The organism is Shinella sedimenti (assembly GCF_022601905.1).
In the GTDB taxonomy this organism is placed as follows: Bacteria; Pseudomonadota; Alphaproteobacteria; order Rhizobiales; family Rhizobiaceae; genus Shinella; species Shinella sedimenti.
Genome location: NZ_JAKVIN010000007.1, coordinates 218,090 through 232,604, shown reverse-complemented (window position 1 = coordinate 232,604; position 14,515 = coordinate 218,090). Strand labels below are relative to the sequence as shown.

The following is a 14,515-nucleotide window of genomic DNA, read 5'->3' as shown; positions in this document are numbered from 1 at the left end:
AGGGATATACCATGCCATTGTCGTCGTTGAAAGATCGGCGTGCGCGGCTCAGTCTCTTTCGTAGCGCGTCACAGTCTGTTCGATGGCGCCGAAGATGGAATGACCGGCCTCGTCTTTCATCTCGATGCGCACGACGTCGCCGAATTTGAGGAACGGCGTCTTCGCCGAGCCGGTCGTGATGGTCTCGATGGTGCGCGGTTCCGCAAGGCAGGAATAGCCCGCACCGCCATCGGCTATCGGCTTGCCGGGGCCATCATCGAATTTGTTCGATACGGTGCCGGAGCCGATGATGGAGCCGGCGACTATCGGGCGGGTCTTTGCGGCGTGCGCAACGAGCTGAGCGAAGTCGAACACCATATCGATGCCGGCATTGGCCTTGCCGAAGGGGCTGCCGTTGAGCGAAACCAGAAGCGGCAGGTGGAGTTTGCGGCCATCCCAGGCCGTGCCCAATTCATCCGGCGTGACGGCGACGGGGGAGAAAGAGGAGGACGGCTTCGACTGGAAGAAGCCCAGCCCCTTGGCGAGTTCGGACGGCATGAGGCCGCGCAGAGAGACATCGTTGGCGAGCATGATCAACCGGATGGCAGACCCCGCCTCCCCCACGCTCGCGCCCATCGGCACATCATCGACGATGACGGCGACCTCACCCTCCATGTCGATCCCCCAGCTCTCGTCGGCTGCGAAGATTGGATCGCGCGAGCCCAGGAAACTGTCCGAGCCGCCCTGGTACAGCCGGGGATCCGTGTACGCGCTGTCGGGCAGTTCGGCGTTGCGCGCCTTGTACATGAGTTCGACGTGGTGGAGATAAGCCGAACCGTCTGCCCATTGATAGGCGCGCGGCAGTGGCGAGGCGGCATCGTGCTCGTGAAAACGCATGATGGGTTGTGAGCCGGTTTCCAGTCCCTCTGCGACCCGTGCCAGCCGCGGTGCGGTGTGTTCCCAGTCATCGAGAGCATCCTGCAGGGTGCAGGCGATATGCCCCACTTCCGAGCAGCGCGTCAGGTCACGCGAAACGACCACGAGGCGGCCGTCACGGGTGGAACTTTTCAATGTCGCCAGTTTCATATGTCTCTCTCTCCCAGTCTTGTTTCCTGCCCTGCGATCGTGTCATCTACCGGCCGCATAAACCTTCCGGCGCCCTCCCCGGCGCACCGTCTCTGCAAGGACATTCCGTTTGAACCCCACGGTCCGAAACTCCCTGTTGATCGTCGCAGCCTTCGTCGCCGCGACGGCCGCCATTCTTTATACGATGGGGCAGCCGCTCATCTGCAAGTGCGGATATGTCAAATTGTGGCACGGCGTCGTGGTCTCGTCGGAGAACTCGCAGCATCTGACCGACTGGTACACGCCGAGCCACATCATCCATGGCATCCTGTTCTTCGGTTTGTTCACCCTCATCCTGCGTAAGGCTAGCATCAATGTGCGCCTGACGCTTGCCCTCATTCTCGAATGCGCGTGGGAGATCGTCGAAAACACCGACATGGTGATCAACCGCTATCGCGAGGCGACGATAGCGCTGGATTACTTCGGCGACAGCGTGATCAATTCGAGCGCCGACATCCTCGCCATGGTGGTTGGCTTCTTTCTCGCTTCTCGCCTGCCGGTCTGGGCAAGCATTTCCATCATCATCGTCTTCGAGGCGATGACGACGTGGCTCATCCGTGATGGGCTGGCGCTGAACGTGCTGATGCTGGTCTGGCCCCTCGACGCGGTGAAGGCGTGGCAGGGCGGCTGAGACGTCAGTCGGTATGATTCTCGCGCGGCGGTAGGGAAGGGGTTACGTCGAGACGTGACCCGGACGGCGACCGCCTTTTATTCGACGTTTTCGCCAATCGAATCGCACGGCCTTCGTATGCACGTCGCGGTCAATAGGCTATGGTGCAAATTATTGGCAATACTGCGCTATTTCGCGCCGTGTGTTCGCCACTATTGGCTTGCCCATCCGTCAGAATCAGTTCTAAATGCGTTTTAAACCATTAAATGGGTTTGAAATCGCATCTTGAGATTCTCAATATGAATATGGCTGCAACATTGGGACAGGCAATTTCCGAGGTCGATCAGCTGATCATCGGCCAAGCACATGAGCTGTCCGACAAGCTGAAGCAGCACCGGCTGGAAATGTTCCCGCCCGTTGCGCAGAAGACCCTGCGCCGGTTTCAGTTGAGCGAGGCCGCGCATTTCCTTGGCGTGACGAGTGGTTATCTGCGCAATCTCTCGCTGGAATCCAAGGGCCCCCTGCCCCAGGTGACGCCGTCCGGCCGCCGATCCTATACGGCCGAGCAGCTGCAGGAGATGCGCCAATATCTCGAGCAGAACAGCCGTGGCCAGCGGTATATTCCCCGCAGGCGCCGCGGTGAGCACCTTCAGGTCATCGCGGTCGTCAACTTCAAGGGCGGCTCCGGCAAAACGACCACGACGGCGCATCTTGCCCAGCATCTAGCCCTGACAGGGCATCGCGTGCTCGCCGTCGACCTCGACCCTCAGGCGAGCCTGTCGGCGGTTCATGGTTTCCAGCCGGAATTCGACGTCAACGAGAACGAGACGCTTTACGGCGCAATCCGTTACGACGACCAGCGCAGGCCGCTGAAGGAAATCATCCGCAAGACGAATTTCCCGGGCCTCGATATCGTGCCGGGTAATCTTGAGCTCATGGAGTTCGAGCACGATACACCGCGCATTCTCGCGCAGGGCAACAGTGGCGATTACGGCCGTATCTTCTTTGCCCGGCTCGACGAGGCGCTGTCCTCGGTCGCCGATGATTACGACGTCGTCGTGATTGACTGCCCGCCGCAGCTTGGTTTCCTCACCATGAGTGCGATCTGCGGTGCAACGGCCGTGCTGATCACCGTGCATCCGCAGATGCTGGACGTCATGTCCATGTGCCAGTTCCTGCAAATGCTGGGAGAAGTGCTGAACACGCTGAAAAGCGCCGGCGGCGACATGAATCTCGACTGGCTGCGCTACCTTGTCACACGATATGATCCGGCGGATGGGCCGCAGACGCAGATGGTCGCGTTCATGCGCTCTCTGTTCAAGCAGCACGTGCTGACGAGCTCGATGGTGCGAAGTGTTGCGATCGCCGATGCCGCGCTGACCAATCAGACCCTTTACGAAGTTGACCGCAGCCAGTTCACCCGCACGACTTACGACCGCGCGCTTGAATCCATGGAAGCGGTCAATGCCGAAATCGTTGAACTCATTCATAAAGCATGGGGGCGCTGAGCATGGCCCGCAAGAACGTTCTTTCCAGTCTGATGGCGTCGTCCGACGCGAAGTTGACGCCGGTAAACCCGGCCCCTCAGGAAGACCAACGCCAGCATGTTACCTATAAGGGCATCGGCGCACTCGGCGCGGTGACGCGCAGCATCGACGCCCTCGCGGCCAAGGCGGACGCAGCCAAGGAAATCGAGGCCAAACTAACGGCTGGCGACGTGGTGATCGAGCTCGAGGCGGACCAGATCGAGGAATCCTTCATCTCCGATCGTCTTGCGCATTCCGACCAGCAGTTCCAGGAACTGGTGGAGGCGATGCGGGTGCGCGGCCAGGATTCGCCCATTCTCGTGCGGCCGCATCCGAGCAAGAACGGGATTTATCAAATCGCCTTTGGTCATCGCCGTGCCAAGGCGGCCCGCCTACTCGGCCGCCCCGTTCGTGCGGTGGTGCGGACGTTGACTGACCGCGATCACGTCATCGCGCAAGGGCAGGAAAACAGTGCGCGTGCCGATCTATCCTTCCTTGAGCGCGCAACGTTCGCGGGCGAATTGGAGGCGCGCGGCTTCGATCGCGAGACGATTATGGCGGCGTTGAGCGCCGACAAAACAACCGTCTCAAAGATGCTTTCTGTCGTGAACCGGATTCCCAAGGCAGTGCGCGCGGGTATCGGTCCGGCGCTTTCCATCGGCCGCGACCGCTGGCACGAACTGGCGACCCGCTTCGACGAACCGGCCAACGAAGATCGGGCCGTCGAGTTTCTCTCGCGCGATCGCGTCGTGGCGCGTCCGCCTGAGGAGCGCTTCAACCTTGTCAACGCTCATCTCTCGAAGGCGCCAGTGTTGGCGCCAGCCAAGAAGACGGGTCCGGCCAACTGGGAGCGCAAAGGTATTCAGGCGAACATCAAGGCCAGCGGCCGCCAATATACGATTTCTTTGAAAGCGGCGGAGGCGGCCGGCTTCGGCGCCTACCTCACCCGCAATCTGGATCGCCTCTATGAGGCGTATCATGCTGAAAATAAATCGAAATCAGGAGATTGATCCGCAAAAGAAAAAGGCCCCCTCAACGTTACCGTCGCGGAAGCCCTTCTCATCGTTTAGCAGCCTGAGAATCGCACTTCCCCGAATCACAGTCAAGCCTTTTCGGCACTGGTTTCAGTGATGGGGTCTCTTTTGCCTGATGAAAGGTGAAGAGACATGGAGATGGATGGCATAACGACGCCTTTCGGGCGGCGGCCGATGACGCTTGGCATGTTGGTAAACCAAGCACGCACCCAGACGATGGCAGCCGATGCGAGCGTCGACAAGTGGCAGCTTTACCGCTGGCTCTGCGAAGCGAGACCGAAACTCGGCATTAGCGACCGTGCCCTTTCGGTTCTGAACGCGCTGATGAGCTTCTATCCAAAGAACGAACTCGCCGCCGGCGAAACCCTTGTCGTCTTCCCATCCAATGCGCAGCTATCGCTTCGCACCCATGGAATGGCGGAAACGACGTTGCGCCGTCACCTAGCCGCCCTGGTGGAGGTCGGCCTTCTTGCCCGGCGTGACAGCCCGAATGGCAAACGCTACGTGCGCCGTGACCGGCAAGGGGACATCGGCGAGGCGTACGGCTTCTCGCTCGCCCCCCTCCTCGCTAGGGCAGGGGAGATAGAGACAATGGCCGCAGCGGTAACGGCCGAACGGTTGTTGCTGCAGAAACTGCGCGAACGCGTCACGCTCGTGCGCAGGGACATCGTAAAACTTATCGAAACGGCCTTGGAAGACGGCATTTCCGGCGACTGGATGGGGTTTGAAGCGGAATATCGCATGCATATCCTCACGTTGCCGAGGGTCGCGACGCCGGAAATCCTCATGCCGATCCTGACTGAACTCGAAAAACTGAGGACTGCAATCCTCAAGGCGCTGGAAGATAACATTTTTTCGCATAATACGGCTGGCAGTGGCGGCCAAACTGAGCGGCACAAACAGAATTCAAAACCCGAATCCATCTCTGACTCTGAACCTCGCTTCGACACGAAGCAGGGCGGCAATGCCGAAACCCAAACGTTAGGTGCAGCTGGATTGGATGGTATACGGGAGGATGAACTTGAGCGCCGGCGGGCGCAACGAACCATCGTACCCGCTGATCCGCAGAAGCCCTACCCTCTTGCCCTGGTTCTGCAAGCCTGCCCCGAGATCATTCCGTTTGGTCCTGGCGGAACGATTACCAGCTGGCGGGACTTCATGACGGCGGCCGTGGTGGTGCGCTCCATGCTGGCTGTGAGCCCTTCAGCGTACGAGAACGCTTGCGAGATCCTCGGCCCTGAAAACGCCGCGACCGTGATTGCCTGCATTCTCGAGCGCTCCGGCCATATCAACTCGGCCGGCGGCTATCTTCGCGACCTGACCCGTCGCGCACAACGGGGAGAATTCACCCTCGGGCCGATGCTGATGGCCTTGGCCCGGGCGAATGGCAACCCAGCAAAACGGGCTGGCTAGCATGATTGCGGCACAGCGGATTTGTGTTTGGAAACCGCATGTTAACCATGGACTTCCTAATGATGGGTGGAGCAATAGGGAAATCCGAATCAATGCCTTCACCTGCCTCGGTCCAGCCACGTCGCCGTTCCACCGATATAGAAACCGGCCCGGTCGTGCCGTTTCCGGCCGCACGTCGGACGGCGCATGTCCGTCAATGTGCGGGAGAACTCGGCGGGCTGCATGGCGAAGATGCGCGCCGCTACTGGCTGAAGGTTTGCCGCGAACTTGCCGACGACCTCTTGAAATTTGGATCAAGCGAAAGCCAGGCCCGGTCCGCAGTTCTGGCTTTTCAGGATGAAGTGCAGCGCGAACTTCTTCGCCAGCATGAAGCCGAACAGGACTGAGGCAGACCGTTCGGCATTGGGTGCGATGCGAGCCCCCTCCCCTTCCCTTTACCCAAAAGGCGGGCTAGTAACGGGCGGGGGAAATGCCGGAGGATGGATATGACAGAAGCGATCGCGGAAGATATCCGCCGGCTCGAGGAGCAGGAACGCCTGCTGCGTTTCAGCCGCTTCAGTGCTGACGATGCCTGGGCGCTCGGCAACCGCATCCGCGACGTGGCCACCGCACGCGGCGCGGGTGTCGCGATCGATATTTCCCTTCGGGATCGACCGCTGTTTCATTGTGCACTGCCCGGGACCACCACCGATAACGGCGAATGGATACGACGCAAGCGCAACACAGTTCTGCGCCTTTGGAGCGCCTCCTATCTCGTCGGCCGCCGGCTTGCGCTTTCGGGTCGAGATCAGGTGGAAGCGCGAAATCTTGCCTTTGCCGATTTTTCCGTACACGGCGGCAGTGTTCCGCTTTTCGTCGCGGATCTCGGCTGCGTTGGCGCGATCACCGTTTCAGGCGTGCCGGAGCGCATCGACCACGCCATCGTCACGGATGCCATTGCGAGTTTCCTCATCATCGATCTCGGCGACAGCCGTCTACCGGAGTAAGACCCCTCCCCCCATTGAGGCGAAATGTCTTTTGCTGACGATATTGTAAAATGCTGTCTTCGTCCTGGGCAAGTAGCTCCGCAGAACAGGACGAGAGCTGTTACCAAGGCGGCAAGCGCCGTTTGACGGATGTTCCCTTGATAAGGACCGTGCTGGGAACAGCATGTTCAGAGAGCGCTTCAAGGACGTCATCCATCTGCTCGATCGAGTGAACCACCAGAAATGGATCATCAACAGTGATCTTGTCGCGCTCGATAGGCCCCGGCCGTTTAAAAGACTTTAAATGATTTTGCCTTGAACAGCGCACTCTGACTACACAGAGAACCGTTAACCTTCCATATTAAATCCTGCTGCGACGTCACATGATCTCTTGAAGAACGAGACCGCCATTCTACCGGGTATCATCGCGGCTCATCACCTCCGCCTTCTCTGCAGCTAACCTTTGTCGCTCCGCGCGCGGTTGCGCCGCTTCTGCCATGGGACTCGACCATCTCGCGTTACGCAATCTTCCGCCGGGTCTGCTTGTTGTTGATGATCATCCCCGCTTCCGGCCTATCGGAATGATCCCTTCACGTCGCCTGATTGGTCTCCTTCCAGGGGCGTGGGATATGCCGGATATTTTTTCAGCACGGTCTTTGCCGTAATGTTTAGCGCTACTGCCGTTCTGCCTGTTGTCGTTGGCACGATGCGAGTGTTTCTGACGATCATCGCCAATATCGGGAATCTATTTGCGCCATGGTCGGCTCTCGCTCTGCTACGGGTGAGGGTTGTGGCGGGGGTAGTGGATCGTCAATGTCGTGACCATTTCTTGTGCCGGTCTTGCCGGCTCCGCCGCGCTGGTCATCTTGGGTCGTCTACGGAGTTGTAATTCGGCCGTCATGCGCGCATTCAATGTGCCGGATGGACTACAGTGGACCGACTGCAAGGCATCGACCGGGCGGTTGGCGGCTAATGTCTGCTCTTCTTCGCATCGTTCGAGCTTACAGAAACGGCTCCCGTTTCTGGGATCTCGCCTTTCCTTGGATGGGCGGTCGCGAGCGGGCGCGGGTTCGTGGATTGCAACGTTCTGCTGTGTCATTTCTACCCGCCGTCTGCTATTCGCTCTTTCCGCTCAGCTTATCGTTGCCGAAGCGGTTTTGGGTCTCACCTGTGGTCTCATGTTCGAGCAACGGGTGCCATCTACTGCCCAAGTCCCAAGCATGGCATTACAGATTTTCGAGGTGTGTTTCGCGATAGCGGTTTTCAAAAAACGGTGTCTTCAAGAGCTTTGAGCGAAAGAGCTAGATCGGATGCTCAACCACAGCATCATCTTTGGTCCCGGCATTGTGGTCGCTTGAAAGTTCATTGGTCATATCCGTGTCAGCTTCTAGAACCTCACTACGGGCGCCGAACGCTGGGTAGCCGTTCGAGATTATGGTAAGTAATGGCTAACGGTTTCATTGAGCCTTGACCCGTATCTTTTCTGTGGGCGTCGTTATTATCAGATCCCCTCACCCACCATCAGGTTCGCTGCGATGAGAGAGAGTTGCATCAAAGCATCGGGTGTTTACCACCGTAAACCGTTCGGGCTCCCTATGCTATCTGCAGGCTCAAGAATGCCGCCATGCCGGATGTGATGGGCTTAGCTTACTCGCCATCGATCATGTTGCGCAGAAAGTCATTTGGCTGTAGAAAACTTGATAAAGATCAGAAGGTATATTTGGACGGCACAATGACCTTCCAACCACGCATGGAAAACAGAATCGAGGGCTTTTCCGTCGTGGGCGATCTGAGCCGGCGGCATTGGAACGGAATCGTGGCCGATGTCTGGAACGTGGAATGTGCACCAAATGCCGGCGGTTATTATGTCGGACGTGATCCCCGCATTTTCGTGCTCCTGGACAAGCAGGGACCCGGATCGTCGCGGATGCGGCTGTCTTCTCGCGGCACGGAAACGGTAACGGATTGGGGGATGCAGCCAATCGCCTATATCCCCGCGGATTTCGAACTCTGGGCCGAACTCTCCGACCATCGTTTCATGCGGCACCTCGATCTGCATTTCGATGTCGAGACGATCCGCCGGCGGCTCGCTGAAGATCTTGACGCCGACCGCCTTGCGACGCCGCAATTGTTCTTCTCAGACAGTCGACTTCTGGCCTTGGCGCATCTGATCGCCGCCGAATGCAGCAATCCCCTCCCCTTGCATGATCTCTACGGCGACGGTCTTTCCCTTGCCCTGCTCATTGATGTCATGAAATTGGCAAAGGTGCAGGGCCGTAAACGCAGCAAGCTTGCCGGCTGGCAACTGCGCCGCGCGACCGACTTTATTGAAGAAAACTGCTTGCGCAATATTCGGCTGGAAGAACTGGCGGGACTTGTGGGACTTTCCCAGTCGCATTTCAGCCACGCCTTCAAGGCCTCCACCGGAATGGCGCCGCATCAGTGGCAGGTCAATGCAAGGCTTCGTCGGGCCAAGGCATTGATTTTGCGCGCGAATTTATCGCTCACCGATATTGCTGTCGAAACCGGCTTCTCCGATCAGGCGCATTTCACGCGGGTCTTCCGCAAGAATTTCGGCACCACACCCGCCCATTGGCGCAAGGCATACATACGCTGAAAGATTGCGCTGCGCGCCGCACACCGGCTTCTGAAAATAGTCCAAAAACGTTCAATTTTCGCGGAATGTGACAATCCCACGTGTTAAAACTGAGTTAATTACTCATCTTATTGCCGTTCGCCCTGCCCCAGTGGCTGGAGGCGGAACTGCCTGGGTGTGTAGGGATGATCACGTTGAAAAATCAACAGAAAATGAGATTGGCTCTCATCTGCGGGACCGCCGTTTCCGCCATGGCCACCGCGTGGAGCGCATCCGCTCAAGATCGTGCGACCCAGCTTGAGGAAGTACGGGTCGAACAAGGCGCACAGAACGTGGATATCGGTATCGAGCCCGTCAAGGGCGTTGTCGCGAAGACATCGCGCACGGGCAGCAAAACAGCGAGTGAACTAAGGGATATTCCCCAGTCCGTTTCGGTTGTGGGCCGCAATCAGATGGAGATGCAGAGCCCGCAAAAGATCGACGAGGCGCTTCGCTACGTGCCGGGTGTAAACCCGTCAACATATGGTACGGACTCTGACACTGACTGGATCTTCATCCGCGGGTTCCAGGCGGATCAGACCGGCGTGTTTCTGGATGGTTTGTCCTTCTACCAGACGGGCTTTGCGACCTTCCTGATGGACCCGTTCTTCCTTGAGCGTATTGAAGTTGTTAAAGGACCGTCATCTGCGTTGTATGGCGGCGGCAACCCGGGCGGTTTCATAAACTACGTTAGCAAGCGTCCCGGTGAACGCCACAGGTATCTGGAAACGGGCGTCAACAGCTTCGGTAACGGCTACGTTGCGGCAGACCTTGGTGATGCGTTGAACGACGTCCTTTCCTATCGCGTGAACGCCAAACTATCGGGTGGCGGCTGGCAGACAGACCATTCCAGCGATTTTCGCGGGACGGTCGCGCCAAGCTTCAAGTGGCAGCCAGACGAGTCGACAAGCCTGACGGTACTCGCCTCACTCTCGCGCACCGATTTGGTTCATACCAGCACCGGCTTCCTGCCTTATGAAGGAACTGCAGTTCCAAATGCCGCCGGCTACACGATACCGCGTGACTTCTTCTATGGTGATAAAGACGTCGAGCAGTATGACCGAACACAGGCGATGATCGGTTACGAATTCGAACACACATTCGATAACGACTGGACAGTGCGCCAAAACCTTCGTTATGGCACGGTGTCACTGCAGGAAGATGGCCTGTACAGCAACGGTGTCTTTACCGGCACGACACTGCAGCGTTATCGCTGGGCGCATGACACACGCGCAAATACTTTTACCTTCGACAACCAGGTAGAGGGCAAGTTCGAAACTGGTGCGGTGGAGCACACACTGCTCCTGGGCGCGGATTACCGGTGGTATCAGCACGGCGCGTCGACATTCTATGACGCAGCGGTACCGTCGATCGACATCCTAAGCCCGGTCTATGGCGGGGTATACGGTCCGCCAACGCTGACGCCGGGAAGTGAAACGACACTCAACCAGTTCGGTATCTATGCGCAGGACCAGGTTCGCTTTGGCGAAGGCTGGCTGGTGACGCTGAACGGTCGCTATGACTTTGTTTCCACGAAGCTCGATACGCCTGACATAGAACGTTCCGACAGCGAGTTTACTGGCAGGGCCGCCCTCGCCTATGACTTTGCGAATGGCATTACGCCATATGTGAGTTATTCGACCTCGTTCAGTCCGCTCACCAGCGACAACGGACAGGGAGCGCTTCTTGCGCCTGAGAAAGCAGAGCAGTGGGAGGCAGGTATCAAGTATGAACCTACCTCGTTCGATGGTCTTTTCACCCTCGCCTACTTCGACATCACGCGCCAGAACGTACCGACCCAAGTCTCGACTGCACCGCCTTTGACCGAAACGATCGGGGAAGTTCGCATGAAGGGTATTGAGATCTCGGCGCAGGCCAATGTCAGTAACGGGCTGACGGTTATCGGTGGGGTTGCTTATCTCGATGCTGAGGTTGCTCGTGCATACGGCCCGAGCTACGACTTCGCGAATGCTGGCACAACGCCGATTCAGGTTCCAGACCTTACCGCTTCGCTGTGGCTGGACTATGCTGTTCAAAGTGAGCAATTTGAAGGACTTAGCCTCAGCGCGGGTGTGCGCTATCTCGGAGAAAGCTGGGCGGACCGCGCCAATACTCTTAAAGTGAAGGATGCCACAGTCTTCGACGCGGCTATCCGATACAAACGTGACAACTGGAGTGTTGCACTGAATGTGTCCAATCTCTTCGATAAAGAGTATGTCTCGAGTTGCCAGGGGCTTGCCTTGTGCGGCTACGGCGCGGGGCGGACCTTCATGCTGAAGGCGAGCACGAGCTGGTAGTATAGTGGGGTAGCCCCTGCCCCAGCAGCAGGGTTGCGATAAATGGCCCGGCGATTTTATCGCCGGGCCATTGCCAGTTTACGGCGGTCAACTTTACGACCCGGCCGTTGGTTAGCTCCAGGCGTGACGTGGCGGGTTGAGGTCGTTCAGGTAGAAATTCCCGACGTGAAAATATTTCCAGCGTACGGGATCGTGCAAGGTATGCGCCCGAGCATTGCGCCAGTGGCGGTCGAGATTGTGCTTGGCAAGGGTGGAGCGCGTGCCGGCCAGCTCGAACAGCTTGTTGGTGGCCAGAATGGCGATCTCTGTCGTCAGCACCTTGGCTTCCGCTGTTTTCACCGTCGCCTCCGCGATCGTGTCCTCGGTAGCGTTCGCTAGACCGGTATCGATGGCTTCCCCAGCGATGTCTAGAAGCGCTTCGGCGGCGTGCAGACGTATCTTCAGGTCTCCGATTGCGGCGATGGTGAAGGGGTCCTCCCCCGCCGTTTCCTTGGCGCTGTCGATCCATGGCCTGCTCTGTGTCTTGATAAAGGCGATGGCATCGTCAATAGCGCCGCGCGCAATGCCGGCATCAATCGCGGCCTGTATGATCTGTGACACGGGTCCGGCAACTGTCGGCCGGTCGAAGGCGAGAACGGGCAACAGACGACTTTTCGGTACGCGCACATTCTCGATCCTGACCGAGCCGGACGCGGTTGTGCGCTGGCCAAAGCTCGACCAGTTGTTCGTGACGGTGATGCCCTGGGCGTCCCTGTCAACAAAAACCAGATAGCTTTTTCCTTCATCGTCCACCGCGACGACCGGTATGATATGCGAGAGCAGGGCGCCCGTTGTGTAGAACTTCTCGCCGTTCACCACGGCCACGTCGCCATCGAAGGCCACCCGCGTTTCGAAGGTGCCGACGTTCTTGCTGTTCAGTTCCGAAAAGGCATTGCCGAAGCGCAGGCCGGACAGGACCCAGCCGAAGAACTCGCGTTTCTGAGCTTCCGTACCGTCAAGATCGATCTGGCCATTGATGGACAGATGGTTCTGGGTGATCTGCGCGATGGATGAGTCCGCAGCCGCAATGATGGCGATCACGCGGGCGAGGGTGCGGTAGGATACACCGGCCCCGCCATGGGCCTTTGGCACGTTGATGCCCCAGAGTCCGCTCTGGGAATAGGCGTCGATCTCGGCGAGGGGAAGCAGCCCCTCACGGTCGCGCAGCGCTGCGCCGGCGGTAAACTCGTCGGCCAGTCGCCGAGCAATCTCGATGGCCTCAGCGTCACTTTTGATGACATGGGCGGGCGTCTGCGGTCGCGGTCGAGGCGGGACCGGATCACTGGAATTGACGCGCGGATGAATATTGTAGTCGATCGGCTGTTGTTCGATGATCCCCATGTCGGTGCTCCCTGTTGGCGGAGACCGTAGCCTTTCAGGCTTTTGATAAAATCAGTAGACAATCTATTTTACGGAAAGGCCTGCGGGAGAAAAAATCCTTCGCTGCGGGTCCATGGAGAGCGAGAGCAGGGATGGCATCACTGGACGATGAGGCTGCTTCCGGGAAGGGGAGGGGATTATACTTGGGCCGGCGACGCTGCGTTTGTGCAGATAGGAACCAGGGAACGCCTGATAATAGAAACGCCGCCGGAGCGGCGGCGTTTCAGTTTAGTCCTTATCAGTCCGCTTTGGTGGGAGGCAATGTCAGCGGTTACCAGCCTCGATGATGCCGCGCGTGACGCTGCCTGTTGCCGGATAAAGTGGGATGAGGCAGGCCTGAAGGGCGTGATAGATATCGCTCTTGCCGGCAAACAGCGTGTAGCTCGGCGTGAGTTCTTCCGTAAGCTCCTCGTGCCAGCCGCCACGCTCGTTGTCGAGGACATGACGGGAAATCGTGTCCCAGATCCGTCGATACCAGAACTCGTGCTTGTCGTCGGGCACGTGTTCGCACAGAAACGCCGCAGCACCCACGCCCTCGGCCATGGGCCACCAGAGCTTATTGCGCTTGGCCGGAACGTCATCCCAGTCGAGCGTATAATAGAAGCCGCCCTTTTCCTTATCCCAGCCCAGCGCGATGGACTGGTCGAACAATGCCTTCGCTGCTTCCGGCATCCAGGCGTGCTTGCGGCCACCGAGCGCATACAGCTGAAGCACGAGGCGGGTCCATTCCAGCCAGTGGCCGGGGGTAGTGCCGGAGGGGCGGAACATCTCATTGCCGCGGTAATCGCGATCCAGCACCCAGTCTTCATCGAAATGTTCGGGTACGCGAAAACCGCTCTCAGCGGCGCGACGGCGAATGATGAGGTCGGCTATGCGTTCCGCTCGGTCGAGATAGAAGCGCTCGCCAGTGGCCTCGTATGCGGCCATGAGGGCCTCTGTGAGGTGCATATTCGAGTTCTGGCCACGATAACCCTCAATCGGTGTCCAATCGGCCTCGAATTCCTCCGCAATGGCGCCGTGGCGATCTTCCCAGAAGTGCTTGTCCAGCACTTCGGTTACGTCGGCGATCATGCGGTCGGCATCAGGGTGGCCGGCAAGCTTGGCGCTGGAGGCGGCCAGCAGCACGAAAGCATGGCCGTAGCCCTGCTTGGTGGCATCGAGCAGTCCGGAATTATCGAGCGACCAATGGTAGCCCCCACGCTTGTGGTCACGGTGCTTTTCCCAGAGGAATTTCATGCCGTGGTCGACGATGTCATCGGATCCGGGGCGGCCGAGCAGGCTGCCGATGGCAAAAGAATGCACCATGCGGGCGGTGGAATGGATGCCGCGCACCGGGTTGCCGGCGTTGAGCGGGCGACCGTCGACGTCGAGTTCGTGAAAGCCGCCGAGCGGATTGAAGGCCCGGTTCTGGAAGAAATCGAAGAGGCGGTTTGCCTCCCGCCAGAGCCACTGGCGATGATAGTCGCGCTTGCGCCAGGCCGTGCCAAGATGTCCCGTTGCGCCCATGATGCG

At 58.6% G+C, this 14,515-nt stretch carries 11 protein-coding genes; 8 read left to right on the top strand and 3 right to left on the bottom strand.

The annotated features are described in order from the left end of the window. Positions 1-48 precede the first annotated feature (48 nt). Positions 49-1,065 (bottom strand): fumarylacetoacetate hydrolase family protein, encoded by a 1,017-nt coding sequence (locus tag MKI86_RS17405; RefSeq protein ID WP_241603233.1) that lies wholly within the window; start codon positions 1,063-1,065, stop codon positions 49-51. 109 nt (positions 1,066-1,174) lie between these two features. Between MKI86_RS17405 and MKI86_RS17400 the strand changes: the two genes are divergently transcribed. From MKI86_RS17400 to MKI86_RS17365, 8 genes are all read left to right on the top strand, one after another. Next, positions 1,175-1,735 (top strand): DUF2585 domain-containing protein, encoded by a 561-nt coding sequence (locus MKI86_RS17400; protein ID WP_370880001.1) that lies wholly within the window; start codon positions 1,175-1,177, stop codon positions 1,733-1,735. 278 nt (positions 1,736-2,013) lie between these two features. Next, entirely contained in the window at positions 2,014-3,222 is a 1,209-nt protein-coding gene (gene repA / locus MKI86_RS17395; RefSeq protein ID WP_241603230.1) for a plasmid partitioning protein RepA, read from the top strand. Positions 3,223-3,224: 2 nt separating this feature from the next. Continuing rightward, on the top strand, positions 3,225-4,250 hold the full coding sequence (gene repB / locus MKI86_RS17390; RefSeq protein ID WP_241603226.1) for a plasmid partitioning protein RepB: 1,026 nt from the start codon (positions 3,225-3,227) through the stop codon (positions 4,248-4,250). Positions 4,251-4,406: 156 nt separating this feature from the next. After that, entirely contained in the window at positions 4,407-5,687 is a 1,281-nt protein-coding gene (gene repC, locus MKI86_RS17385; RefSeq protein ID WP_241603223.1) for a plasmid replication protein RepC, read from the top strand. A 38-nt stretch (positions 5,688-5,725) separates the two neighbouring features. After that, positions 5,726-6,073 carry a DUF6074 family protein gene (locus tag MKI86_RS17380; RefSeq protein WP_241603220.1) on the top strand — a complete coding sequence of 116 codons (348 nt, stop codon included), beginning with the start codon at positions 5,726-5,728 and terminating at the stop codon, positions 6,071-6,073. A 99-nt stretch (positions 6,074-6,172) separates the two neighbouring features. After that, the gene (locus MKI86_RS17375; protein WP_241603217.1) at positions 6,173-6,673 is read left to right on the top strand and encodes a heme-degrading domain-containing protein; all 501 of its coding nucleotides are present in this window, start codon (positions 6,173-6,175) and stop codon (positions 6,671-6,673) included. 1,711 nt (positions 6,674-8,384) lie between these two features. Beyond that, complete coding sequence (locus MKI86_RS17370; protein ID WP_241603707.1) at positions 8,385-9,269, top strand: helix-turn-helix domain-containing protein; 885 nt, start codon at positions 8,385-8,387, stop codon at positions 9,267-9,269. A 164-nt stretch (positions 9,270-9,433) separates the two neighbouring features. After that, positions 9,434-11,584, top strand: coding sequence for a TonB-dependent siderophore receptor (locus MKI86_RS17365; RefSeq protein WP_241603214.1), 2,151 nt, complete (start codon positions 9,434-9,436; stop codon positions 11,582-11,584). Between the two features lie 111 nt (positions 11,585-11,695). Here the strand turns inward: MKI86_RS17365 and MKI86_RS17360 are convergent, their stop codons facing one another. Continuing rightward, positions 11,696-12,964, bottom strand: a complete 1,269-nt coding sequence (locus tag MKI86_RS17360; protein ID WP_241603211.1) for an SfnB family sulfur acquisition oxidoreductase — start codon at positions 12,962-12,964, stop codon at positions 11,696-11,698. A 303-nt stretch (positions 12,965-13,267) separates the two neighbouring features. Next, a complete protein-coding gene (locus MKI86_RS17355) occupies positions 13,268-14,509 on the bottom strand; it encodes an AGE family epimerase/isomerase (RefSeq protein WP_241603208.1) in 1,242 nt (413 codons plus the stop codon). Positions 14,510-14,515: the final 6 nt, after the last annotated feature.

Bases quoted from the DNA above. Each gene is read 5' to 3' on its own strand.
- MKI86_RS17405 (WP_241603233.1), bottom strand. From the start codon at position 1,065: ATGAAACTGGCGACATTGAAAAGTTCCACCCGTGACGGCCGCCTCGTG.
- repA (WP_241603230.1), top strand. From the start codon at position 2,014: ATGAATATGGCTGCAACATTGGGACAGGCAATTTCCGAGGTCGATCAG.
- repB (WP_241603226.1), top strand. From the start codon at position 3,225: ATGGCCCGCAAGAACGTTCTTTCCAGTCTGATGGCGTCGTCCGACGCG.
- repC (WP_241603223.1), top strand. From the start codon at position 4,407: ATGGAGATGGATGGCATAACGACGCCTTTCGGGCGGCGGCCGATGACG.
- MKI86_RS17380 (WP_241603220.1), top strand. From the start codon at position 5,726: ATGTTAACCATGGACTTCCTAATGATGGGTGGAGCAATAGGGAAATCC.
- MKI86_RS17375 (WP_241603217.1), top strand. From the start codon at position 6,173: ATGACAGAAGCGATCGCGGAAGATATCCGCCGGCTCGAGGAGCAGGAA.
- MKI86_RS17370 (WP_241603707.1), top strand. From the start codon at position 8,385: ATGACCTTCCAACCACGCATGGAAAACAGAATCGAGGGCTTTTCCGTC.
- MKI86_RS17365 (WP_241603214.1), top strand. From the start codon at position 9,434: ATGATCACGTTGAAAAATCAACAGAAAATGAGATTGGCTCTCATCTGC.
- MKI86_RS17360 (WP_241603211.1), bottom strand. From the start codon at position 12,964: ATGGGGATCATCGAACAACAGCCGATCGACTACAATATTCATCCGCGC.
- MKI86_RS17355 (WP_241603208.1), bottom strand. From the start codon at position 14,509: ATGGGCGCAACGGGACATCTTGGCACGGCCTGGCGCAAGCGCGACTAT.